A 23630-nucleotide genomic window follows, 5' to 3' on the forward strand; every position below is an offset into this window, starting at 1 on the left:
CGAGCTCGGCTCTCAGCGATTGGGCGCGTGGTGGCGCTCACACCTGCGCGGGATCTGCGCTCTGGGTCGCGTCAGGCCGCGTCAGGCCGCGTTCATGAGCGGGGAAGCGGAGGGCGCGCTACGGGACGATCCGGCGCAGCGCCTCGACCACGATCGGCAGGGTCGCCAGCGCGCCGAGCGTGGTCACGACCGCGGCGGCCGCGGCGAACTGGCCGTCGCAGCCGTACCGCGCGGCGACGATCACGGACACCATGGACGTCGGCATGGCGGACTGCAGCACCGCCACCTCGGAGGAGGGCCGCTTCAGGCCGAGCGCGACCGCGACGCCGAGCGCGACCGCGGGCGACAGGAGCAGCTTCACGGCGGCGACGGCCGCGAGCGGGCGCACGCGGCCACGGAGCGAACCAAGGTCGAGGCTGAGGCCCAGCGCGAGGAACACGAGCGTCGGGGTCGCGCTCCCGAGCGCGCCGAGCGCGCGCTCCAACCACACCGGCAGCGGGATCGGCGCCGCGTGGAGCGTGAGCCCGACGGCGATCGACAGCACGTTCGGGTGCAGGAGCACCGCGAGCAGGCCCCGCCCATCCCCGCCGCCGCCCCCGCCCATGCGCGCGGCGAGCGCGACGCCGAAGGTCCACAGGAGGAACGCCGTGACGATGCTGTCGACGAGGATCGCCGTCCCCGCCGCGCCGCCCGCGTCGCCGTAGAGGGCCAGCACCACGGGCACGCCGAGGAAGCCGGTGTTGGAGAAGCTGCCGACGAGGCCGGCGGCGCCCTGCGCGGCGCGCGGGAGCCCGAGCGCCCGCGCCACCGCGATCCCCGCGAGGGCGCACGCGAAGAGCGCGACCGTCGACGCGGCGACCGCGCCCCACGCGCCGTGGCCGATGCCCGAGCGGCGGAGCACCGTGACGATCAGCGCGGGCGTGGTGACGTCGATGACCAGCCGGTGCAGCACGGCGGCGTCCGCCTGGCCGGCGCGGCCCAGCGCCCGCAGCAGCACGCCGACCCCGAGCACGGCGAAGAGGGCCAGGAGCTGCGAGATCAGGTCGCCCGACGGCACGGGCCCGCTTTTAGCTCGGCGGCGGGCGGCGTCCAGCGCTCTCGCCGGTCATGCGGCCGGCCGGCCGGCAGCGGGGCGGGAGATCGCTACCGCGCCAGGAGCGCCGGGGAACGTTGCTTCCCGGCACTCCCGGCGGTTTCTCGCGTCTTCAGGTGGTCAGGGCACGAGGTCCTGCACGGCCTGCACCACCGCCTGGGCATTCATGCCCAGCCGGTCCATCACGATGTCGCCAGGGGCGCTCGTGCCGAAGCGGTCGATCCCGAGGGCGATCCCCTTGGAGCCGACCCACCGGTGCCAGCCGAAGGTGACACCCGCCTCGATGGACACGCGCCGCGTGCACGCGGCGGGCAGCACGGCCTCGCGGTAGGCGTGATCCTGGCGCGCGAACCGCTCCACGCAGGGCATGGAGACGACGCGGACGCCAGGCCCGATCCGCTTCGCGGCCTCGACCGCGTGCTGCACCTCGCTGCCCGTCGCGATCAGGATGGTCTCGAGCGCCGCCGTCTCCTTGACAAGGACGTAGGCGCCGCGCCGGACGCCCTCGCGCTTGGCGGCGGCGTCCCCCGGGAGCAGCGGGACGGCCTGGCGCGTGAGCGCGAGGACCGTCGGGCCGTCGTTGCGCTCCAGCGCGGAGATCCAGGCGCCGGCCGTCTCCTCGGCGTCCGCCGGCCGGATGACGTCCAGATCGACGATGACGCGCAGCCCGGCGACGGTCTCGACGGGCTGGTGCGTCGGCCCGTCCTCGCCCACGCCCACCGAGTCGTGCGTGAAGATGTAGATGACCGGCAGGTGCGACAGCGCGGCCAGGCGGACGCTCGGCCGCAGGTAGTCCGCGAACACGAGGAACGTCGCGCCGCTCGGCCGCAGGCCGCCGTGGTACGCGATGCCGTTCATGATCGCGCCCATGCCGTGCTCGCGGATGCCGGCGCGGATGTTCCGGCCGCCGGGGTGCTCCGGATCGAAGTCGGTGCTCGACGCGATGTAGTTGAACGTCGAGCCGTAGAGGTCGGCGCTCGACCCGATGAGCGCGGGCACCGCCTCGGCGACGGCCTGCAGCACGGTCTCGCCGGCCTTGCGCGTGGCGACCTTGGTGCCGGCGGCGAAGGCGGGGACGCGCGCGTCGAGGTCCGCCGGGAGCTTCTTCGCGAGGCCGTCGTCGAGCTGGCGGGCGAGCTCCGGGTTCTTCGCGCGCCAGGCCTGGAAGGTCGCCTCCCACGCCCCGCGCACCTTGGCGAGCTCTTCCTTGCGCGTCGCGAAGAACTGCTTCACCTCCTCGCTGACGTAGAAGTGCTCCGCGGGCAGCCCCAGGTTCTTGCGGGCCTGATCCACGAACTTGGCGCCGCCCTCGCCGTGCGCCTTCTGCGTGCCGGCGACCTCCGGGATCCCCTTGCCGATGAGGGTGTGGGCGACGACGAACTTCGGCTTCCCGCTCTTCGACGCCCGCGCCTCGGCGAGCACCCGGTGGACGGCCTCCAGATCGTTGCCCTGCTCGATGTGGAGCACCTCGAAGCCGTAGGCCTCGAAGCGCTTGGCCGTGTCCTCGCTCTGGGTCTTGATCGCCATCGCGTCGAGGGTGACGTCGTTGGCGTCGTAGATGAGGATCAGGTTGTCGAGCTTGAAGTGCCCCGCGAAGGAGGCCGCCTCGGCGGCCACGCCCTCCTGGAGGCAGCCGTCGCCGGCGAGGCAGTAGACATTGAGATCGAAGATCGTGTGCTCGGGCGTGTTGTAACGCGCGGCGAGCATCTTGGCGGCCACCGCGTGCCCGACCGCGTTGCCCACGCCCTGGCCGAGCGGGCCCGTCGTCGCCTCGACGCCCTCGGTGTAATGGAACTCCGGGTGGCCGGGCGTCTTCGACTCCCACTGCCGGAAGCGGCGGACGTCGTCGAGCGACACCGGATAGCCCGAGAGGTGCAGCCAGGCGTAGAGGAACATGCTGCCGTGACCGGCGGACAGGACGAAGCGATCGCGGTTCAACCAGTGCGGTTCGCTCGGATCGTGGCGGAGGATGTCGCCGTAGAGCGCGGCACCGATCTCGGCGGCCCCTAGCGGTAGGCCGAGGTGACCGGATGAGCAGGCGTGAACGGCATCCATGGCGAGGCCGCGGGCGATCGAGGCCGCGGCGGCGAGCTTGGCGAAATCAGGCATGGCGCGCACTCTAACCTACTTCGTCGCGAAGCGCGCCCCTTCGCGAGGCCCCTCACCCGCCGCCCGTCGCCGGGAGCGGTCCGAGCGCGCCTCGGCGGGACCACGAGACCTCCCTCGCGCGGGGCGCCACGGCGCCTGTGCCGGCCGCTGGTAGACCGCGTCGACGCGGGATGCAGCCCCCCGCGGCTCGCCGTCGACCCGCAGGCGCAACGCCTCCGCCGCACAGCCAGCTGGGGCTCACTGAGCCCCGACCGCTGGTCGCGCTTTCACCCCCACCTGGGCCGTCGTCGGGGTCGCCCAACCCGGACCGAGCCGCCGCGGACCACGCCCGACGCAGGCGCGCTCGCGTGCGTCAGGGGGCGAAGAGCGCGACGAAGCCGTCCCGGCCCGTGGCGATGAGCGGGCCGGTGCCGAAGTCGGCTGTACCCGTGAAGTCGACGACGAGCGCGATGCTCGCTCTCAACATGGCTGTCCTCGCCCAGGCCGCGCCGTGATCCTTCGCGCCTCCGTGGACACCCAGAAGGCACCGGGGAGGCAGGGATGGGACGGAGAAAGAGGCCCTGTTCGCGCCGGAGCTCAACGCGGAGGCGGTACGTCTGGCGAAGGCGGACGACCGGAGCACCGGCCAGCGGCCGGGAGCGCTCACGACGCCCGAGCGTGAGGAGCTCCAGCGGCTGGAAATGGGGATGGAGCGTGAAAGCCGAAAAGAGCGGAGGCCTCCTCGCGAAGGAAAGCAAGTGAGGCGAGCCGATATGGGACCTCGGAACGAGGCGAAAACGCCCATCTCATGCGTACTCATGCGTACGTAGATGGAATGGATGACCTGTGTGGCTCAGCCTACCCTCTCCACCGCGCCCCACAACCCTCTCCGCTTCCGCCTACAAAAGGTATGTTAAGGCTGAACAGCCCGTGGTACGAACGGAAGAAGAGAAGATGGAATGCTTCCTGTGATGGGGCCGCCGGCTCACAGTGTACGCATTTGCTCGCTCGCCGTCCGTCGGGGCACGCCGACCGGGCGCACGAGGCTCGCTCGATCGTGCTGAGCCGGCAGAGACCCATGCAAGAACAAGAAACTCTGCTCTCTGGCCTCGTCCTCATCGTGGACGACAGCGCGGACAACCTGACCGTGCTGTCGCACGCGCTCATGTCGGATGGCATGGAGGTCGCTGTCGCGCGCGACGGGGAGGAGGCGATCGAGCTGGTCAGCCGGGCCCAGCCGGACCTTATCTTGCTCGACGCTCTGATGCCCGGCCTCAGCGGGTTCGAGACGTGCCGGCGGCTCAAGGCCGATCCGGCGACGCAGGGCATCCCCGTCATCTTCATGACGGCGCTCGCTGAAGCGAGGTTCAGGCTCCAGGGCTTCCGCGTGGGCGCCGTCGACTACGTGACAAAGCCGTTCGAGAAGACCGAGCTCCTGGCGCGGGTGCACACCCAGATCTCGCTCCGGCGCGCAACGCGGGCTCTCGAGGAGCGCAATACGAGGCTCTCGGAGGAGATCCGGGAGCGCGCCAAGGCGGAGGAGGCGCTGGCGCAGGCCGTGCAGATGCTGCGCGACACGAACGAGCGGCTCTCGCAGCAGCTGATGCAGAGCGAGCGCGCCGAGGCGGCCAGGGCGGCGCTGCAAGAGCAGATCATCGCGGCCCAGCGGGAGCGGCTCCTCGAGCTGTCCGCTCCGCTCATTCCGATGATCGATGGCGTCCTCGTGATGCCCCTCATCGGCACGGTGGACGTCGAGCGTGCCGGGCAAGCGGTCGAGACAGCGCTGCGCGGGGCGAGCGAGCGCAGGGCGGACTATCTCATCATTGACATCACCGGCGTAAAAGCAGTAGATGAGACGGTTGCGCGCATGCTCGTGCAAGCCGCGATGGGGCTCTCGCTGCTCGGCACGCAAACGGTCGTCACGGGCATCCGCGCAGAGGTAGCGCAAACGTTCGTGGCGCTCGACCTGCACCTCGATCAGCTCGTGACGAAGGCCACCCTGCAGTCGGGCGTGGAGCACGCGCTGCGGACACGCGAGCGCCGCCAGCGCAAGCCCGAGCGCTGAAGTACCGGAGAATTCCGTTGTTCGCCCGGCGCCTCCGCCGGCCCCGAAGAGGAGCTGAACCGGGATGGATCTTAGAGACTACGTTGTGGGGGAGGTGATGCACGAAGGGGCCGAGACCCGCGTGTGCCGCGCGGTCCATCGTCCCTCCGGCGACAGGGTGGTGCTCAAGCTCCCCGTGGCGGCCGCGCCGAGCTCGCGCGTGACGGGGCGCATCCTGCACGAGCATCACATCCTGACACAGCTGAGAGAGGTGTCGGGGGTGGCACGGGCGCGGGAGCTCCTGCCGCGGGGCGGCACGGCCGCGCTGGTGATCGAGGACCCCGGCTTCCGGTCGCTGGATCTAGAGCTCGCCGAGCGCGGGCGCCTGCCGGTGGAAGCGGGGCTGAGGCTGGGAGCGCTCCTCGCTCGAGCCCTCGAGGCCGTGCACGCGGCCGGCATAACGCACAAGGATATCAAACCCCAGAACGTGCTGGTCGACGCGGCGTACGCGCAGGTCAAGCTGCTCGACTTCGGCATCGCCTCGTCGCTGCCGCTGGAGGCGACGGCGGCGAGCATCCCCGAAGGGCTCGAGGGGACACTGGCGTACATGTCGCCCGAGCAGACGGGCCGCACGGCGCGAGCGCTCGATCCTCGCACCGACCTGTACTCGCTCGGAGTGACGCTCTTCGAGGCGCTCTCGGGGCGGCTGCCGTTCACCGAGCGCGACCCGCTCTCGCTGGTGCACGCGCACCTGGCCAAGGAGCCGCCGTCCCTCGACGAGGTCGTCCCCGGCGTGCCTCCGGGTCTCGCGGCGATCGTGTCCAGGCTCCTCGCGAAGAACCCTGACCGGCGGTATCAGACGGCCAAGGGGGCAGCGGAAGACCTGGAGCGAGCGCTGCGCATGTGGCGCGAGCGCGGTGCGGTGGAGCGCTTCACGCTCGGGGACAAGGATTTCTCGCAGAGGCTGCGGCTGCCGGACGTCCTCGTCGGGCGGGAGCACGAGCGCGATCTCCTGGGCGCAGCCTTCGCCCGCGCCGCCGAGGGCGCGGCGGAGCTCGTGCTCATCGGCGGCCCGTCCGGCATCGGCAAGACGGCGCTCGTGCGCACCGTCTACCAGGACATCGCGCGTGCGGGGCGCGGGCTCCTGATCTCGGGCAAGCACGACCAGCTCGCGCGGTCGACGCCCTACGCGGCCATGGCGCAGGCGTTCGGGGCGCTGATGCAGCAGTGGCTGGCGAGCCCGAAGCCGGCGCTCACGGCGTGGCAGGAGCGAATCAGGGCCGACGTGGGGGACAACGCCCGGCTCATCGCCGACGTGGTGCCGGAGCTCGACCTGATCATGGGCAAGCTCGCGCCGGTGCCGCCGGTGCACGGCGAGCAGGTGCTCGCACGCCAGAGGCTGACCTGGCTGAACTTCGTGCGGGCGGTCACGACGCCGAACGCGCCGCTCGTGATGTTCCTCGACGACATGCAGTGGGCCGACAGCGCCACGCTGGAGATCCTGAGGACGCTGCTGACCGACGCAGAGCGAAGAGAGCTGCTCGTGATCGCGGCGTACCGCGACAACGAGGCGCCCCCCGAGCACCCGCTGTGGAGCCTCGTGGCGTCGGTCGAGGAGAGCGGGGCGAGGGTGTCGAGGATGTCGGTGCGCCCCCTGTCGGCGGAGCACGTGCAGGCATGGGCAGCGCGGGCGCTGAACAGCGAGGCGGCGCGGGTGGAGCCGCTCTCGCGCATCCTGTGGCAAAAGACGCGAGGAAACCCGTTCTTCATGGAGCAGCTGCTGCTGTCCCTGCACCGGCAGGGCAAGGTGGCGCGGGACCCGGAGAGCGGCGCGTGGCGCTGGGGCCAGAAGGAGATCGAGCAGGCGCAGGTGACCGACAACGTCGTCGCCCTCCTGACGGACAAGCTGCTCGAGATGCCTGAAGCGACACAGCAGCTCCTGGGGCTCGCGGCGTGCGCGGGGCACGCCTTCCACCTCCACGACCTGGAGCGGCTGAGCGGATGGGAGCGCGCCCGGGTGACCGGCGCGCTCTGGCCCGCCCTGCGGGAGGAGCTGGTGGTGCCGGCCGATGGAGCCTACCGGACCGCGCAGGCGCTGGGAGAGGCCGGAACCGGAACCGGAACCGGAACCGGAACCGGAGAAGGAGCGCTCGACGCTGAATACCGCTTCTTGCACGACCGCGTGCAGCAGGCGAGCTACGAGCGGGCCCCGCCGGCGCAGCGCGTCCTGGCGCACCTGGAGATCGGCCGGCGGCTGTGGGCGCGGCATCGGACGCAGGGGGGCACACCGCAAGAGCTCCTGGAGCTGGTGCGGCACCTCAACCTGGGCTCGTCGCGGATGGACTCCGCAGGCGAGCGCGAGGCGCTGGCGCGGCTGAACCTCGAGGCCGCGCGCGCCGCGAAGGCGGCGAGCTCGTACCGGCTCCTCCTGAGCCTCGCCGAGACGGCGCAGGACTTGCTGGGCGATGACGCCTGGCGCAAGGACGCGCCGCTGTGCGCGGAGCTCGCGCTCGAGCAGATCGAGGGGGCCTTTCTGCTGCGGGAGTTCGACGACGTCGAGGCGCGGTGCGCGCGGCTGCTCGCCAGGCCGCTGCCGGCGCTCACGAGGCTCTCGGCGCACGAGATGCGCGTCCGCAGCGCCCAGGCGGCGGGCCAGTTCGCGCGAGGGGTCGAGCTCGGGCTCGCCGCGCTCACGGAGCAGGACATCGCGTTTCCGGGCACGGACGAGGCGCGCGGCGCCGCGCTCCTCGAGGAGTCCGCCGAGCTGGATCGATGGTTCGAGCGCGACCCGGACGCGTTCGAACGGATGCCCCTCGATCCCTCCCCGGAGCAGGTGCTCATCGATGCGCTGACGATGCACCTCATGGTGTGCGCGGCGATCGGCGGTCAGCCGGTGCTGTCCGGGCTCGTGATCGCCCGCGCCGTGCTGAGGGTGCGAGAGCGGCGCGCGCTCACGCCGGTCTCTCCCTTCATCATCGTTTGCTTCGCGAACGTCTGGTCGCTCACCACAGGCATGTACCGTCGCGCCGCGTGCTGGGTCGGCCCTGGCGTGCGCGCCGCCGAGCGCGTCGCGTCGCCCTTTCTGGCAGAGTGTCTGTCGTTCCAGGGGCAGTACACGGCCTACGCCCGCCCCGCGGATGAAATGGCGCCCATCTTCGAGCGAACCTGCGCGACCGGCCTGAAGGTCGGCTCGTTCCAGGGGGCGAGCTGGGGGCTGGAAGGCGACCTGTTCTACTACCGCGTGTGGCGCGGCCAGCCGCTCGGGCAGCTCGAGGCGCACCGGGCGGCGCGCTGGGGGTTGATGCAGCGCGCGGGGACCGCGCTCGGGACGCACTATTTCGAGGCGGTCGCGTCGTGGTGCGACCTCTTGAACGCCGCCGACGGCGCAGGGAGGCTCCTGTCGGGCGAGCCGCTCTCACGAGGATCGCGCTCCCTCCTGGCGGACGGAGACGGGATGGCGGCCGAACTGGCGCGCATCCTCGAGGCGCACCTGTTCCTCGTCGCCGGCGCGTACCCGATGGCCCTCTCGCGGGCGCGGGAGGCCGAGCAGTTCCGCGTCTCCATCTTCGGCTTTCCCCCGGTCACGGACATACCGCTCTGGCTCGCGCTCGCGGCCGCGAGGTGCTGGCCGGAGGCCGCGGACGCGGCGGAGCGGGACGGGCTCCGCGACGACATCGAGCAAGGCCTCGCGCGGCTGCGGTACTTCGCCGAGGGGAGCGCGGAGAATTTCCTCCACAAGCTGCGCCTCCTCGAGGCCGAGCACGCCCGCGTGCAGGGCAAGACCGACGAAGCCATGGCCAGGTACGACGAGGCCATCGAGCTCGCGCGCGAGCAGCGATTCTTTCACATCGAAGCCCTGGCGGCTCAGCTCTGCGCCGAGTTTCACCTCGAGGCGGGCAGGCGCCGTGTCGCCGCGCTGTACCTGCGTGAGGCCAGGGACGCTTATGTTCGCTGGGAAGCGCACGCGGTGGTGGCCCACCTGGAGGCGAGATGGCCGGCCCTGCTCCGTGCGCCTGCCCAGCCCGCGACGGCGGAGCGCCGCCGCACGACGGGCGTCGCCACGCTGACCACCACGGGGGTCGCCGGCGGCGCGCAGCTCGACGTGAACACCGCGGTGCGCGCGGCGCGGGCGCTGTCGAGCGAGCTCGACCCGGAGCGGGTCGTCGGGCGTCTGATGGAGCTCGTGCTGGAGAGCGCCGGGGCGCAGCGCGGCGTCCTGCTGCTGGGCGAAGGCGAAGAGCTCTCGGTCGTGGCGCGGCTCTCGGTGGAGGGAGGCCGCATCGAGACGGGCCTGTCCGAGCCGCTCTCGCAGAGCAGCGAGGTGGCGAGGACGGTGGCGCACTACGTGGCGCGCACGAACGAGCCGGTCGTGGTGGACGACGCCAGGTCGGACGCGCGCTTCGCGGCCGATCCGCACCTGGCCTCGCGCTCCGTGCTCTCGCTCCTCTCGCTTCCCTTGTCGCATCGAGGGCGCCTCGTGGGCGTGCTCTACCTCGAGCATCGCGAGGTGCCCGCGGCGTTCCCCGAGCGGCGGGTGGAGCTCCTGTCGGTGCTCGCCGCGCAGGCCGCCATCGCCGTGGAGAACGCCCTCCTGTACCGGGACCTGGAGGCCAAGATCAAGGAGCGCACCGTCGAGCTCCGCATCGCCAAGGAGGCCGCGGAGCGCGCCAGCCAGGCCAAGAGCGACTTTCTCTCCAGCATGAGCCACGAGCTGCGAACGCCGCTCAACGGGATCATGGGTCATGCCCAGATCCTGGAGCGAACGCCCGACGTCCCGCCGGCGTGGCGGGAGGGCCTGCGGGTCATCCAGAAGTCGAGCGAGCACCTGCTCTCGCTCATCAATGACCTGCTGCACCTGGCCAAGATCGAGGCCGGCAAGATGGACTCCGTCCTGACGGAGTTCCGGTTGCCTGCGCTCGTGCGGACGGTGGTCGACCTGTGCCGGGTGCGCGCCGAAGCGAAGGGGATCACGTTCTCCGATGAGCTGCGCGGCCCTGCGCTTCAGGCCGTCTGTGCCGACGAGAAGCGGCTGATGCAGGTGCTCTTGAACCTCCTCGGCAATGCCATCAAGTTCACCGAGCGGGGAGGCGTGTCCCTCCATGTCGAGGTGCTGGAGGAGACCGTCCCTGCAGGGCGGATGGTGCGGTTCCGGATCGAGGATACGGGTCCTGGGATCGCCCCGGAGCACCTGTCACGCATCTTCGAGCCCTTCGAGCAGGTGGGGGAGCAGAGCGCGAAGAGCGAGGGCACAGGGCTTGGCCTCGCCATCACGAAGAAGCTCGTGCAACAGATGGGTGGTGCGATCGAGGTGCAAAGCGAGGTCGGCGAGGGCAGCGTCTTTGCCGTGACGCTCCCGCTCGCCGAGGCGCAGCTCGCGGCGAGCCCAGGCGAAGCCAGGGGGTGGGACACGATCGTCGGCTATCCGGGGGAGCGCCGCACGATACTCATCGTGGACGACAATCCCGACAATCGCGCGGTGGTGCGCGGGCTCCTCGGCCCGCTCGGCTTCGATCTGCGCGAGGCGGACGGCGGTGAGGAGGCGCTGCGCATGGCGGCGCTTCGCGCGCCGGCGCTCATCCTGCTGGACGTGTACATGAAGGACATGGACGGCTACGAGACCGCGCGTCGCCTCAGGCGCATGCCAGAGCTCCGGCAAGTCGTCATCCTGGCCTCGTCGGCGAGCGTATCCGAGGCCGAGCGGCAGCAGTGCGCCAGCGCCGGCTGCGATGACTTCTTGCCCAAGCCGATCGTGGCGAGCGCGCTCCTGGACAAGATATCGCGGTTGCTGGGCATCGAGTGGCTTCGCCGCGATGGAGCCCCCGCCCGGGATGCGCCGGCGAATGAGCCCGAAGGCGGCGGACCCCTCGCGCCGCCTCCGGCCGAAGAGCTGGCGATCCTGTCGGCGCTCGCGAAGAAGGGGCTCGTCCACAAGATCCTGGAGGAGGCGGAGCGGATGGCGCAGCGCGATCCGCGGCTCGGACCTTGGCTCGGGCAGCTCACGGCGCTGGCACGCAGCTACCAGACCCGGAAGCTGCGGGACTTTGTCGGCGCGTACGGCGCGGGCGGCGCCGACGGCCGCGCGGATCCGCAGGAATCGATGTAGCGAGCGGCCGAGGCCGGGGGAACGATGCCAGGGATGGCGGGAGACGGCGGCCTGGTCGCGGTCGTTACCCCGATCTGGGGCGGGTCGCCCGTTCGAGCAGCCGCTCGACCGTCGCGATCTGCAGGTCGCGCGTCTGGGCCGTGAGCGAGTAGAGCATCGCCTCGCGGAAGAGGCGCTGCGCGGCATGGTCGACGAGGTTGGCGCTGCCTCCTGTCGCGGCGACCGCCGCGTGCGCGGCCCTGACGCCCAGATCGATGCACCAGGCGCGAACGCGGACCGCGTGCTCTGCATGGCCCTCCGCCTCCGGCCGGTCCGCCCATGCATCGACCTCGGCGCGGGCGGCCTCCCTCTCGTCCTCGAACGCCCGCGCGGCGTCCGCCAGGCGCGCGCTGCCGCGGCGCTCCGCAAGCTCCGCGAGCAGGGCCGCGGCGGCGCAGGCCGCGCCCAGGGAGAGCGCCGACGGCGTGAGCAGGCCCGCCACGTCGCGGGCAGCCTGCTGCTCGCGCGTCAGGATGGCGATCACCTGCTCGGGCCCGACGCGCAGATCGCGCAGCGTCAGCGACACCGTGGCCGAGGCGTTCATCGCGCTCAGGCAGAGCGGCGGCGATGCCTCGATGGAATCCCCCGCCTCCAGCGACGTCAGGATGTACATCAGGCGGCCATCGGGGAGCGCGCCGGCGATGACCGCATCGTCGGCGATCCCATGGCCGGTCAACCAGGGCACCGTGCCCTCGAAGCGAAACCGGTCGCCGTCGGGCTCCACCCTGACCATCGGCGGACCCGGGCGGCGGACGTGCGAGAAGCCCACGGTGCAAAAGCGCTCTCCCGAGGCGAAACGAGGCAGGACGCGCTCCTTGAGCGCCTCGTTGTCGCCGCGCGCGATGAGCGGGCACGCGGCGGCATGCTGCATGTGGACGAACGCCGTCACACCGCAGGCGCCGGCGAGGATCTCCAGGACCTCGCGCGCGACCCGCGGCGGGGCGCCGTGGCCGCCGTGGCACGCCGGCGTCGCGATCCCGAGGAGACCTGCGTCCGCGAGGGCGCGGATGTGCTCTCGGGGAACCGCCGCGGCCTGATCCGTGGCGTTCGCCGAGGGGGCGAGCACGAGCGTCGCGAGCCGGCGGGCGCGCTCGATCAGCGCGGCGGAGCCGGCCGTGGCCGGCGGCATGGGCGATCCGGGGGACATGCGAAGGGAGTGTAGGCCGCGACGGCGATGCGACCCAGCGACCCGACCGAGCGCGGCGCCAACGGCAGTCGGCGGAGCGGCGCCGCCCGGCGCGCTCGTCCGAGGCGAGCTGTCCCCCGGCCCGCGGTCTAGCGTCGCCGGGCTCGGGTCTATCGAGGCGTCATTGCCCGAAACGGTCGTTCGCCTGGCCGAGGTCGTTCACACCATCGCTCCCCTGCCGGAGCGACCGCGCGGAGGAGAAGTTGCGCGGATCGCTGTCGAAGACGTTGCCGCCGCTGGTGAGCGCGAAGACCATGCCTTCGTGGCCGACGTCCGCTGTCAGGCTCTTTCCAGGCGCAGAGACCGCGAGATCCGCCCTTCCATCGTTGTTGTAGTCGCCCGCGCGGAGCACCTCGCCGAAGTGATCGCCGTTCCCGTAGAACTCGTCGCATATCAAAGTGAAGAGGAAGGCCCCTACGGGGCTCTCCTGGGTCCAGTGCCTGCGGGAGAGGATGAATGGTCCCAGCTGCACGCTCCGAGCGATGAACACGAGCAACGGGAGGCGCGCAGGCCGTCGATCGATGCGTCGGTGAATGGCTGGGGTCGACGCACAAGAGAGCAAATTTACAACAACACTTCCTGAGCGTCGCTGTCTCCGATTTCTGTGGAGACACGATAGCTCGCGTGGAGTACTTTCCACGCATGGCCCGCAGGCGACAGACAACGCAGCTCCGATGCAATGCGGCGGCTCGCGGCACGGCGCACGCACTGGCTTCCTGCGTGGAAGCCGCCGCGCTCCGTGAACGCGGGCAGCTGCGGCATGTTGCGTGGTGCGCCGCGCTCGCGCTCGGCGCTGCGGCGTGTGGCAGCGGTGGCGCCGATAGCTCGAGTTCGGGTGACGCGGGCGGCGGGGGCGCCACGAGCAGCGGGGGCGCCACGAGCAGCGGCGGTACCACGAACAGCAGCAGCGGCGGAGGCGCGGGCGCGTCCGGCGGCGGCAACAGCACGAGCGGTCAAGGCAGCGGCTCGGCCTCGGTCTCGGCCGGGAGCGGTGGGAGCGGTGGATCCGGCGGCAGCGCGAGCGTCGACGAGCCGCCGAGCTGCGCGCCCGGCGGACCTGGGCTCTCGACATGCGGCCCGGACGGCAACGAGAGCTGCTGCACGAGCCTGCTGGTCACGGGCGGCACGTTCTATCGAACGTACAGCAACAACGGCAGCGGAGCGACCAACACGAGGGATCCCGCGACGGTGAGCTCATTTCGCCTGGACAAGTACGAGATGACCGTGGGCCGCTTCCGGCAGTACGTCGATTACCTGGTCGCCGGCGGCTCCCCGCCCGCGGCGGGCAGCGGCAAACACACGCATTTGAACGACGGCCAGGGCGTGGCCGATAGCGCGAAGCGCGGAAGCTTCGAGTCCGGGTGGAACTCGAGCTGGGACAGGTACATTCCGAGGGGCCCGGGCGCGGCCGCCACGTGGACCAAGAACCTGACCCCCACCGTGTACGGCACCTGGACGGCGAACGCCGGCGACAACGAGATGCTGCCGCTCACGTTCATGAACTGGTACGAGGCCCACGCCTTCTGCATCTGGGACGGCGGCTTTCTGCCGACCGAGGCCGAATGGAAATACGCGACCGCCGGTGGAGACGAGCAGCGCATGTACCCCTGGGGCTCGATGGATCCCGGCTCTGGCAACCAGTATGCGATCTACGATTGCTACTATCCGAGCGGCAGGCGAGGCACGTGTACGGGCGTCGTGAACGTGCCGGACGTCGGTAGCACGCCGCTCGGCGTCGGGCGCTTTGGACAGTGGGATCTCTCGGGCAGCGTGTGGGAGTGGAACCTCGACGTCTACGCGAACTACGTGAGCCCCTGCGAGGACTGCGCGAACCTGACCGGCGCCACGAACCGGGTGCTGCCCGGCGGCGGCTTCCACACGGGGTTGATGCCGTATCTCCTGTCGTCGAATCGCTCGGCGGTCTCCTACGATCCGGCGAACTATCGCGGCGACTACGGCGTCGGCGTGCGCTGCGCGCGCACGCCGTAGCGCCGAGCCGTCGCCGAGGGCGGCCCTCGCGCGACCGGACGCGAGCGAGCTGAGCTCGAGCGCGCGGTGCCACCACGCGCCGACGTGCGGCAGCGACGGACGCTGCGCTGGCCGGGCAGGACGAACACGAGGCACCCTGTGGCGGGGACGCCACAGAAGGGTGGATTTCGAAATGAGCGCACCCGGGATCCGCAAGCTGTCGAGCGGCTACGCGGACGCGGCGACGTGCGCCGCGGACCTTGCTGCGAGGTGGATCCTCCGGCAGGCTTCCGACATGACGTCCCTCGCCTTCGCGATGCCGGCGGAGATCGTCGACCCGAGCGTCGTCGCTCCGCCGGGCGATCTGTACAGCAGCGAGCCTCCGATGGAGAGCTACCAGCACCTCGTCCAGATGATCCTGCTGCTCGAGAGCCTGGAGCTCTTCTGGAAGGACCGGGCCGACTTCTTCGCCGCGGGGAACCTGACCATCTACTTCAGCCCCAGGCAGCTCACGACCGAGCAGTTCCGGGGCCCGGATTTCTTCGTCGTGCTCGGCACCGATCGGAGGCCACGCAAGAGCTGGGTCGTCTGGGAAGAAGACGGCCGGTACCCGAACGTGATCGTGGAGGTGCTCTCGGAGAGCACCGAGGGCACCGATCGCGGCCTCAAGAAGCAGATTTACCAGGACGTCTTCCGGACGCCGGACTACTTCTGGTTCCATCCAGACACGCTCGATCTCTCGGGCTTCCACCTCGTCGACGGGCAGTACGAGCCGCTCTCCCCCGATGCTTCCGGACGCCTCTGGAGCGCTCAGCTCGAGCTCTTCCTTGGCGTCGAGGAGGGACAGCTCCGCTTCTTCACCCCCGAGGGAGAGCTCGTGCCTGCAGGCAAGGAGCTCGCGGAACGGGCCGAGTCCGCTGAGCAGCGCGCCGAGTCCGCCGAGCAGCGCGCCGAGTCCGCCAAGCAGCGCGCCGAGTCCGCCGAGCAGCAGGCAATGCGGCTGGCAGCGAGGCTCCGGGAGCTCGGCGTCGATCCCGACACGCTGAAGTAGCGATCGGCGCCCGCGCTCCTCTCGCTCTTCTGAAGCGCATGATGAAGCTCTATTTCAGCCCTGGCGCCTGCTCGCTCTCTCCGCACATCGCGCTGCGCGAGGCCGGCCTCCAGTTCGAGCTCGAGCAGGTCCACCTCGGCACGAAGAAGACCCGGTCGGGCGCCGACTTCACCTTGATCAACCCCAAGGGATACGTGCCCGCGCTCGAGATCGAGGGCGGCGAGGTGCTCACCGAGGGGCCGGTGATCGTCCAGTACATCGCCGATCGGAGGCCCGAGTCCGGGCTCGCGCCCCCGGCCGGCACCCTGGACCGCTATCGGCTGCAGGAGTGGCTGAGCTTCATCAGCACCGAGCTGCACAAGCAGTTCTCGCCGCTCTTCAAACCGCGGGTGCCGGACGAGCAGAAGAACGCGGCGCGGGCGCTCCTCGGCCGGCGCTTCGCCCACGTGGCGCACCGCCTCGAGGGCGCGACGTACCTCCTCGGCGAGCGGTTCACGGTGGCGGACGCGTACCTCTATACCGTGACGACGTGGACGAAGTTCGCGGGCGTCGATCTCGGCGGATGGCCCGTCCTCGGCCGCTACAGGGAGCGCGTCGGCGCGCGCCCTGCGGTGCAGGCCGCCATCGAGGCCGAGCGGAGGCGGTAAGCCTGCTTCGAGTCCCTGGGGATACGCGCCTTGACACCACGATCTCGCGCGGCTTTGCATGACGACATGCTGCGGGCGATCGCCGACGAGGTGTGGGCCTACGAGAGGGACTTCCGGCTGCCGTTCGGCGATCTGCCGGCGCGCGCGACGGTCGTGAGGCGGGCCGACGGCGGGATGGTCATCCACTCGCCGCTGGCGTTCGATGACGACACCGCCCGGGAGATCGACGCGCTCGGCGAGGTGCGCGCCCTCGTCGCCCCGAGCTGCCTCCACCACGTCTTCCTGAGGGCCGCGACCGAGCGCTGGCCGCGCGCGAGCGTGCTCGGGGCGCCCGGGCTCGAGAAGAAGCTCTCCGGCCTCCGCTTCACCCCGCTGCCCCGATCCGGCGTGGCGCCGGAGATCGGCGACGATCTCGACGTACGCCTCGTCGAGGGCGTGCCGTACATCGCGGAGCACGTGTTCCTGCACGCGCGGTCGCGGACGCTCATCGTGACGGATCTCCTGTTCAACGTGCACGAGGCCCGCAGCTTCGCCATGAAGGTCTTCCTCTGGGTGGGCGGCGTGTGGAGGAAGACCGCCCAGGACCACGTGTGGCGCGTGCTCATGAGGGACCGCGTCGCGGCGGCGCGCAGCGTCGCCGACGTCCTCGCGTGGGAGTTCGAGCGCGTCGTCGTCGCCCACGGCGACGTCATCGAAGGCGAGGCGAAGGACCGGACGCGCCGCGCGCTCGCGTGGATCGGCGCCGGGGCTGGCCGGCTCCTGCCGGCGAGATGAGGGCTCTCAGGCGGCCGCCTGCGCGCGGCGCAGCCCGATGACCTGCGCCTCCGCGAAGAGCGCGACGGCGAGCGCCTGCGCCGCGACGAACGCATGGCCTACCGCCGTCGGCTCGAACCAGCCGAGCGCGAGGAGGAGCACGCTGTCGACGACCCAGAGCGCGTTCGCGACGACGACGGCGACGACGGCCCCCCGCGCCGGTCGCTCGCGCGTGCCGAGCCACGCGACGAGCGCCGCGAACGGGAGAAGGCTCGCGCCAGCCCAGCGGAACAGCGCCTCGGGGAGGCCGGTCAGGCCGGTGAGGGGCGCCGCGGCGGCGAGCATGAGGAGGCCTGTAGCGCCGCTGAGGGCCGCGTCGGCGAGGAGGGCGCGGCGCAGGAAGTGAGGAGAGATCACGAACGACATGGTGGGCTCCTTTCGTTGCGGTCGGGGGCTCATCGCCCCTCGGTGGGCGGGACCGCTCGACATCGGACGCGCGTGGCGCGCCGGGTGTCCGCAGCGCCCCGCCACCGCTCACCTTGGGGCGCCCTCGGCATGGGATCGATTACCTCCCAGGTAATGGGCGTCATTTTCCGGCGTGCTAGGGTCGACGCGCGATGACGAGCTCACACCCGCCCATCGGGGGTCTCCTGCGCGCGTGGCGCCAGCGCCGTCGAATGAGCCAGCTCGACCTCGCCTGCGAGGCCGACATCTCGACACGCCACCTGAGCTTCCTCGAGACCGGTCGCGCGCAGCCGAGCCGCGAGATGGTGATCCACCTGGCCGAGCGCCTCGATGTGCCCTTGCGCGACCGCAACCAGCTCCTCGTGGCGGCGGGGTACGCGCCGCTCTATCCGGAGCGCAGCCTCGGCGATCCGGCGCTCGCGGCGGCGCGCAGGGCGGTCGATCTGGTGCTCGCCGGCCACGAGCCCTATCCGGCGGTCGCCATCGATCGGCACTGGACCCTCGTCGCCGCGAACGGCGCGATCGGCCCATTGCTGGTTGGCGCCGACGCCGCCCTCCTCCAGCCCCCGATCAACGTGCTGCGCCTGAGCCTGCACCCAGGCGGCCTCGCGCCGCGCATCGAGAACTCACCCGAGTGGCGCGCGCACCTCCTCGCCCGCCTGCGCCGTCAGATCGACGTGAGCTCCGATCCCGCCCTCGTGACGCTCTTCGAGGAGCTCATCCGCTATCCATCGCAGGAGGGATCGAGGCGCCCTGAGCCCGCCCGCGAGCTTGACCCGGTCGCCGTCGCGGTGCCGCTCCGGCTCATGACGGAGGACGGTATCCTGAGCTTCCTCAGCACGACGATGGTCTTCGGCACGCCGATCGACGTCACCCTGTCCGAGCTCGCGGTCGAGTCGTTCTTCCCCGCAGACCAGGCGACCGCGGAGGCGCTGCGCGCGACGGCGCGACGCCGAGGACAAGGGCGCTCCGCCGAGGAATCCCATCGGATCCCGCTCTGAGGGCGCGCGCAGCGCACGCGTCGACGGGCCGTGCACGGCCCGCGCTCCCCTGAGCAGCGCCGGGAGCGCTACCGGTGCATCGCGATGTCGTTGCGGGGAAAAGGCTTGATGCGTCGGGTCTGCCGCCCAGTGGACGGAATGGTCTTGGTCCGCCCGGGGGATCGCGTGGGGCGTACGGAGGGCTTCTTCTTCGAGGTCGACCGCGAGGCCTCGCTGGTGGGCGCGCTCTCGGGCTGCGCAGCGGCCTGGACCGGCTCCTGGAGCTCCGGCGCGAGCAGCGGCCGGGGTGCCTCCACGACGCTGGCGAGGAGCGTCGACTCGGTCGAGCTCGCCAGCCCGACGCGGGGGGCGACGGCGGCGAGCGCGGCGCTGTCGTCGGCGGGCGCGGCGAGCCGGACGCCGAAGAACAGGCTGGCGCCGGCCAGCACGGCGCCGATCGCGGCGGCCGCCGCGATCCGCGCGGAAGGCCGCTTGCGCTTCTTGCGGCTCGACGCCGCGCCCAGGACCGCCGTCGTGCCATCGCCGCCGTCGTCCTCGCAGAGATCCGCCTCCACGACCGGTATCGACGGGGACGTCATGACAGGGTTGCGCCGGGTGACCACGCCGTCCTGCGAGCTCACGGGCGGCGCCTCGACCATGCTCTCCGCGGCCGCGTCCCCGGCCGCCGGAGCCGGCGTCTCGGTGCCCCACTTGCGTGACGACAGCGCACGCTCCAGCGCTTCTGCCATCTCCTTCGCCGACCCGAAGCGCGCGCTCGGATCCTGCTGCAGGGCCCTCGCCATCCATTCGTCGACGGCGGCCGGCACGTCGATCCGGTGCGCGCTGGGGGGCGTGAACCGCCCCCTGTGCACGGCGAGCGTGAGCGCCGCGAGCGTCTCTCCGGAGAACGGGGTCCGCCCCGTCATCGCGTGGTAGGCGACGACGCCGAGCGACCAGAGATCCGCACGGAAATCGAGATCCCTCGGGCTGACGAGCTGCTCCGGGCTCATGTACAGCGGCGTCCCAACCACGTTCCCCGTCGAGGTGACCCGCAGGTCCCGGACCCGCCTGGCGATACCGAAGTCAAGCACCTTGACGAAGGTCTCCCCGTCCACCTGGGTCAGGAACAGGTTGTCCGGCTTGATGTCGCGGTGGACGATGCCGAGGCGGTGCGCCTGCCCGAGCGCCTTGGCCGTCTGCGTCACGATACGCGCCACCTCGCCGAGCGGCAGCCGGCCCTGGCGGCTGATACGGGTCCTCAGGTCGTCGCCGCGGAGGAGCTCCATCGCGATGTACGGCATGCCCTCCGCCGTCAAGCCGTGATCGAGGACCTGCGCGACGTGCGGGCTCGTGATCTGCGCCGCAGCGACCGCCTCTCGCCGGAACCGCTCGACGTAGCCCGCGTCATCCGCGTACTCGGGCGACATGAACTTCACGGCCACCTGAGCCTTCAGCGGAAGCCGATCCGCAACCCAGATGCTCCCCATCCCGCCGCGCCGGAGGATGCGCACGAGCCTCAGCGAAGGCGTCACCATCTGTCCGGTGTGCAGGGGCATACCTCTGCTACTCCTTCTCGCACAGGCCCGAGCCGGTGGTTCCGTCAGCTCCAGCCGAAGACTCGCCCGAATGGCGTAAATAGATCACTACGACGCCTTCATTACCTCTGCAAGAGAAACAAAGTGCTCTCCGCCACGTCGGTCACGTCAGTCACGTCGGTTACGTCTGCGCGTGTGTCGCGTACCCGCGCACATTGAAGCCAACCCGTCTCTTACATCCCCCAGGAGCGCAGGGGCCACGGAGCACTCCTGTGCGATACGGCCACGTGGACGGACATCCACCGTGCGCCGGTGTCGGCGCATGAGCGCATGCCGAGCGCCAGGTTCGTCCGGCCGGTCGAAAGCACCCGTCGCCGCGAGCGGTGACGCCGAACAACGGAGTTGAAGGTAGGCCACCTGATGATCAGGTGGGGAGCCCGGGAACAAGCGTGCCTGTCGTACGGCCATGGCGCGCGATCCGCTGCGATTTCATCCATGGGCTCACCTCGCGACGCCAGATGAGTCCCCCCCGGGGCGCGCGAGGGCTCATCACCTCTTGACTTCGAAAAAAGTCTTTCATTTTACCTCCACAACCACCGTCCGGGCAGCGCGGAGGACGGGGCTCGTGTCTTCATCCAGCGCGGGAGTCACGAGGACGGGGCGAGACCCATTGGGGTGTCGGCATCGTCCGACATCGGAGGGCGGGCCTGTCCAGAGCTCCACCCGCGCGGCGCGCCCGCGCTTCCTCGGATCACGCGCCGCGACAGGCGGGTTGTCTTCCAGAGGAGGATTGAAGCCTCTCGTCTTCTGGATGCCGGCTCACTGAAAGAGTTCACCCAGCCGAGGACGGCCTGGACACCCGCGGAGCTCGCGCGTACGCCGGCGGAGGAAATCCACCCGCGCCGAGGCTGAAGCTGAGGCGTAGGGGTGCGATAAAAAATGAAGCGCGGGTGTCATCCATGGTTGCGTCTACGCGCGCAGGCGTAGAATCGCCGGAACCATGAGCCGATCCCCCTCCGACAAGGACGCGCACAAAAAGGCAACGGTCAGCCCCGTGCCGTCGCGAGGGACCCCGCCGGAGACGATCCCGTCGCGCGCCAGCGCCAGCAGCAGCACCTCCCTGCCGTCAGCGCCGCCTCCGACGCGCAACAGCGCCGGCAACGGCAGCGCCCTGCCGCCGGCGCCCGCATCGAACCGCGGGGGCAGCACCCTCCCGCCTCCTCAGCAGCACGCGCCGCCGCCGGCGCGCGGCAGCCACTTCCCGGCCGACGCGCGCGTGCGGCGAGATCGGCCGAGCGTCCCGCTCTCTCCGCACGGCGCCTATGCGTCGCAGGAGGCGCGCGGCTGGCGAGAGCGGCCGACCGCCGCGGCCGCGGCCGCGGCGCGCAGCGGCTACACCTTGCAGGATCCGTTCGACAGGTGGGACCCGCCCGATGGCGCCGCCGCGGCGCCCGCGACCCAGCCGCCCGAGCCGCCGAGCTCGCGCGTCCCGGAGGGGTCGCGCCACGACGACGCCGGCCGTGGCCACGCGCCGGCGTCGTCGCCGGCAAGGCGCACGGCGACCGGCGGGCTGCCCGCCGCGCATCAGCCCGCGCCGTCGGCCCGGTCGACCGCGGGGCGCGAGCCGCAGCGGCTCCACGAGCCGCACGGCGGGGGCCACGACCCGTACACGCCCATCAACCAGATCCTCGGCTACACGCGCCTGCTCGTGGCGTCGCTGCAGGGCAAGGTCGCGCCGCAGCACATCGAGGACATCCGCAACATCGAGCTCGCGTCGCGCAAGCTGCTCACCATCGTGCAGGCGATGGAGAACGGCGACGAGGACGCGCCCTCGAGCGTGAAGGTCAGCATCCCCTCCCCGCACGAGGAGCCCGCGGTCCACGCCGAGATCGAGGGCAGCGGGCGCGGCACCATCCTCGTGGTCGACGACAGCCGAGGCAACCGCGACGTCCTCTGCCGGGTGCTCCAGAACAACGGCTACCGCACCGCTTCCGCCGAGGACGGACCTCGCGCGCTCGGGCTCGCCGCGCGCGAGCGCTTCGACGCCGTGCTGCTCGACGTGAACATGCCCGGCATCAGCGGCCTCGGCGTGCTCTCCGCGCTGCGCCAGAGCCGGTCGCAGGCCGAGCTCCCGGTGATCATGGTGACCACGCGCGGCGCGAGCGAGGACGTCGTCGAGTCGCTCAAGCTCGGCGCCAACGACCATGTGACGAAGCCGATCGACTTCGACATCCTGCTGGGGCGGCTCGACACGCAGCTCACGCTGAAGCGCTCGCGCGAGCAGCTCTCGCAGCTCGCGGCGGAGCTGTCGGTCAAGAGCGAGTTCATCCGCAAGACGTTCGGCCGCTACCTGAGCGACGACGTGGTGAACCGCCTGCTCTCCTCGCCCGAGGCCCAGCTCCTCGGCGGCGAGGAGCGGGAGGTGACCATCATGATGACGGACCTCCGCAGCTTCACGACGATGACCGAGAGCATGCCGCCCGACGTCGTCATGCGGCTCCTGAACGGCTACCTCGGCGAGATGGCGCGCATCATCGTCGCGCGCGGCGGCACGATCATCGAGTTCATCGGCGACGCGATCCTCGCGCTCTTCGGCGCCCCGTTCCCGGCGGGCGACGACACCCGCCGCGCGGTCGCCTGCGCGCTGGAGATGCAGATCGCGATGGACGCGGTGAACGAGAAGAACAGCGCCGAGGGCCTGCCGACGCTGCAGATGGGCATCGCGCTCAACACGGGCCCGGTCGTCGTCGGCAACATCGGCTCCGAGGCGCGCACGAAATACGGCGTTGTCGGCGCGCAGGTGAACCTGACGTCCCGCATCGAGTCGTGCACGGTGGGCCGCCAGATCCTGATCGCGGACACAACGCGCCGCGCCGCCGGCACGGGGCTCCTGCTCGGCCAGAGCCACGCGCTGGCCGTCAAGGGGTTCTCGAACCGCGTGCTGGTCCACGAGGTCCTGGGCCTCGACAACCCCGAGCGGCTCTACCTGCCCGAGCGGCGGGTCGAGATCCTCTCGCTCTCATCGCCGCTGCCGGTCGTGTGCGCGCGCCTCGCGGGCAAGCGGGTCGAGGGCGAGCCGCAGTCCGCGTTCATCCTCGGGCTCTCGCCCTTCGGCGCCGTGCTGCGGCTCCATCCCCGGCCCGCGCCCTTCACGAACCTCCAGATCCACCCGTCCGGCGCGCTCGCCGAGCAGCTCGGCGGCGAGCTGCACGCGAAGGTGATCGAGCTCGACGCGCGCGCCGAGGACGTCGTCCGCATCCACTTCACGTCGTCGCCGCCGGGGCTCGCGGCGTTCGTTCAGAAGCTGCACCGCGCCGAGGCGTAGCGGCTCGCCGCCGTACAGGCACGCTCGCGTCCGGGTGGATAGGGCGCCGCCAAGCCGCCCGGCCCCCGGAGAGGGTGTCCGTCGCGTGGGACCTGGGACGAACTCGAGCCCTCCCCCGGTGCCGTGGAGCGGGCGGCGGGCCGACTCAGGGTCTCGTGGAAAAGAGCGAGAAGGCGATCTCCGGGGCGCGCCGCGGGAGCCCGTTCGTCAACAGGCATGTCGTTCACCTCGAGCACGTGCGCCTGAAGGGGCCTTATCGACTCAGCGACCGATTGTCCTCGGCTCCGAGGACATCGACCCGCGTGTAGCCCACGCCGACGCGCTCCTGGGCGAGCACCTTTGCTTCGAACAGG

Annotated in this window: 14 protein-coding genes; 8 read left to right on the top strand and 6 right to left on the bottom strand. The window is 71.2% G+C overall.

Annotated elements, in window-relative coordinates; all coding sequences use genetic code 11:
• Nucleotides 1-118: 118 nt before the first annotated feature.
• Both WMF34_RS20650 and tkt read right to left on the bottom strand, forming a co-directional pair.
• Nucleotides 119-1057, bottom strand: a complete 939-nt coding sequence (locus tag WMF34_RS20650) for an AEC family transporter (protein ID WP_437994289.1) — start codon at nucleotides 1055-1057, stop codon at nucleotides 119-121.
• Between the two features lie 156 nt (nucleotides 1058-1213).
• Entirely contained in the window at nucleotides 1214-3202 is a 1989-nt protein-coding gene (tkt, locus tag WMF34_RS20655; protein ID WP_044965353.1) for a transketolase, read from the bottom strand.
• A gap of 889 nt (nucleotides 3203-4091) precedes the next feature.
• On the opposite strand from tkt, the gene WMF34_RS20660 reads away from it, so the two are divergent.
• Complete coding sequence (locus WMF34_RS20660) at nucleotides 4092-5246, top strand: response regulator (protein ID WP_437994290.1); 1155 nt, start codon at nucleotides 4092-4094, stop codon at nucleotides 5244-5246.
• 64 nt (nucleotides 5247-5310) lie between these two features.
• Nucleotides 5311-11328: an AAA family ATPase gene (locus WMF34_RS20665; RefSeq protein ID WP_437994291.1), complete on the top strand. Its 6018-nt coding sequence runs from the start codon at nucleotides 5311-5313 to the stop codon at nucleotides 11326-11328.
• A 64-nt stretch (nucleotides 11329-11392) separates the two neighbouring features.
• On the opposite strand, the gene WMF34_RS20670 is transcribed toward WMF34_RS20665, so the two are convergent.
• The gene (locus WMF34_RS20670) at nucleotides 11393-12514 is read right to left on the bottom strand and encodes an acyl-CoA dehydrogenase family protein (RefSeq protein WP_437994292.1); all 1122 of its coding nucleotides are present in this window, start codon (nucleotides 12512-12514) and stop codon (nucleotides 11393-11395) included.
• A 160-nt stretch (nucleotides 12515-12674) separates the two neighbouring features.
• Nucleotides 12675-13025 carry an FG-GAP repeat protein gene (locus WMF34_RS20675; protein ID WP_157906793.1) on the bottom strand — a complete coding sequence of 117 codons (351 nt, stop codon included), beginning with the start codon at nucleotides 13023-13025 and terminating at the stop codon, nucleotides 12675-12677.
• Nucleotides 13026-13273: 248 nt separating this feature from the next.
• Between WMF34_RS20675 and WMF34_RS20680 the strand changes: the two genes are divergently transcribed.
• From WMF34_RS20680 to WMF34_RS20695, 4 genes are all read left to right on the top strand, one after another.
• On the top strand, nucleotides 13274-14542 hold the full coding sequence (locus tag WMF34_RS20680; protein ID WP_049876303.1) for a formylglycine-generating enzyme family protein: 1269 nt from the start codon (nucleotides 13274-13276) through the stop codon (nucleotides 14540-14542).
• Between the two features lie 274 nt (nucleotides 14543-14816).
• The gene (locus WMF34_RS20685) at nucleotides 14817-15572 is read left to right on the top strand and encodes a Uma2 family endonuclease (RefSeq protein ID WP_437994652.1); all 756 of its coding nucleotides are present in this window, start codon (nucleotides 14817-14819) and stop codon (nucleotides 15570-15572) included.
• 41 nt (nucleotides 15573-15613) lie between these two features.
• Nucleotides 15614-16219 carry a glutathione transferase GstA gene (gstA, locus tag WMF34_RS20690; protein WP_437994653.1) on the top strand — a complete coding sequence of 202 codons (606 nt, stop codon included), beginning with the start codon at nucleotides 15614-15616 and terminating at the stop codon, nucleotides 16217-16219.
• A gap of 66 nt (nucleotides 16220-16285) precedes the next feature.
• On the top strand, nucleotides 16286-16993 hold the full coding sequence (locus tag WMF34_RS20695) for a DUF4336 domain-containing protein (protein ID WP_012236624.1): 708 nt from the start codon (nucleotides 16286-16288) through the stop codon (nucleotides 16991-16993).
• Between the two features lie 6 nt (nucleotides 16994-16999).
• On the opposite strand, the gene WMF34_RS20700 is transcribed toward WMF34_RS20695, so the two are convergent.
• Nucleotides 17000-17398 carry a hypothetical protein gene (locus WMF34_RS20700; RefSeq protein ID WP_157906794.1) on the bottom strand — a complete coding sequence of 133 codons (399 nt, stop codon included), beginning with the start codon at nucleotides 17396-17398 and terminating at the stop codon, nucleotides 17000-17002.
• Between the two features lie 191 nt (nucleotides 17399-17589).
• Between WMF34_RS20700 and WMF34_RS20705 the strand changes: the two genes are divergently transcribed.
• Nucleotides 17590-18438, top strand: coding sequence for a helix-turn-helix domain-containing protein (locus WMF34_RS20705; protein WP_437994293.1), 849 nt, complete (start codon nucleotides 17590-17592; stop codon nucleotides 18436-18438).
• Between the two features lie 68 nt (nucleotides 18439-18506).
• On the opposite strand, the gene WMF34_RS20710 is transcribed toward WMF34_RS20705, so the two are convergent.
• Nucleotides 18507-19973, bottom strand: a complete 1467-nt coding sequence (locus tag WMF34_RS20710; RefSeq protein ID WP_437994294.1) for a protein kinase domain-containing protein — start codon at nucleotides 19971-19973, stop codon at nucleotides 18507-18509.
• Between the two features lie 979 nt (nucleotides 19974-20952).
• On the opposite strand from WMF34_RS20710, the gene WMF34_RS20715 reads away from it, so the two are divergent.
• The gene (locus tag WMF34_RS20715) at nucleotides 20953-23277 is read left to right on the top strand and encodes an adenylate/guanylate cyclase domain-containing protein (protein ID WP_437994295.1); all 2325 of its coding nucleotides are present in this window, start codon (nucleotides 20953-20955) and stop codon (nucleotides 23275-23277) included.
• Nucleotides 23278-23630 lie beyond the last annotated feature (353 nt).

The sequence above is a fragment of the Sorangium sp. So ce145 genome (assembly GCF_051525985.1).
Classification (GTDB): domain Bacteria; phylum Myxococcota_A; class Polyangia; order Polyangiales; family Polyangiaceae; genus Sorangium; species Sorangium cellulosum_B.

Bases quoted from the DNA above. Each gene is read 5' to 3' on its own strand.
- WMF34_RS20665 (WP_437994291.1), top strand. From the start codon at position 5,311: ATGGATCTTAGAGACTACGTTGTGGGGGAGGTGATGCACGAAGGGGCC.
- WMF34_RS20660 (WP_437994290.1), top strand. From the start codon at position 4,092: ATGTTAAGGCTGAACAGCCCGTGGTACGAACGGAAGAAGAGAAGATGG.
- WMF34_RS20695 (WP_012236624.1), top strand. From the start codon at position 16,286: ATGCTGCGGGCGATCGCCGACGAGGTGTGGGCCTACGAGAGGGACTTC.
- WMF34_RS20715 (WP_437994295.1), top strand. From the start codon at position 20,953: ATGAGCCGATCCCCCTCCGACAAGGACGCGCACAAAAAGGCAACGGTC.
- WMF34_RS20705 (WP_437994293.1), top strand. From the start codon at position 17,590: ATGACGAGCTCACACCCGCCCATCGGGGGTCTCCTGCGCGCGTGGCGC.
- tkt (WP_044965353.1), bottom strand. From the start codon at position 3,202: ATGCCTGATTTCGCCAAGCTCGCCGCCGCGGCCTCGATCGCCCGCGGC.
- WMF34_RS20700 (WP_157906794.1), bottom strand. From the start codon at position 17,398: ATGTCGTTCGTGATCTCTCCTCACTTCCTGCGCCGCGCCCTCCTCGCC.
- WMF34_RS20670 (WP_437994292.1), bottom strand. From the start codon at position 12,514: ATGTCCCCCGGATCGCCCATGCCGCCGGCCACGGCCGGCTCCGCCGCG.
- gstA (WP_437994653.1), top strand. From the start codon at position 15,614: ATGAAGCTCTATTTCAGCCCTGGCGCCTGCTCGCTCTCTCCGCACATC.
- WMF34_RS20710 (WP_437994294.1), bottom strand. From the start codon at position 19,973: ATGCCCCTGCACACCGGACAGATGGTGACGCCTTCGCTGAGGCTCGTG.
- WMF34_RS20685 (WP_437994652.1), top strand. From the start codon at position 14,817: ATGACGTCCCTCGCCTTCGCGATGCCGGCGGAGATCGTCGACCCGAGC.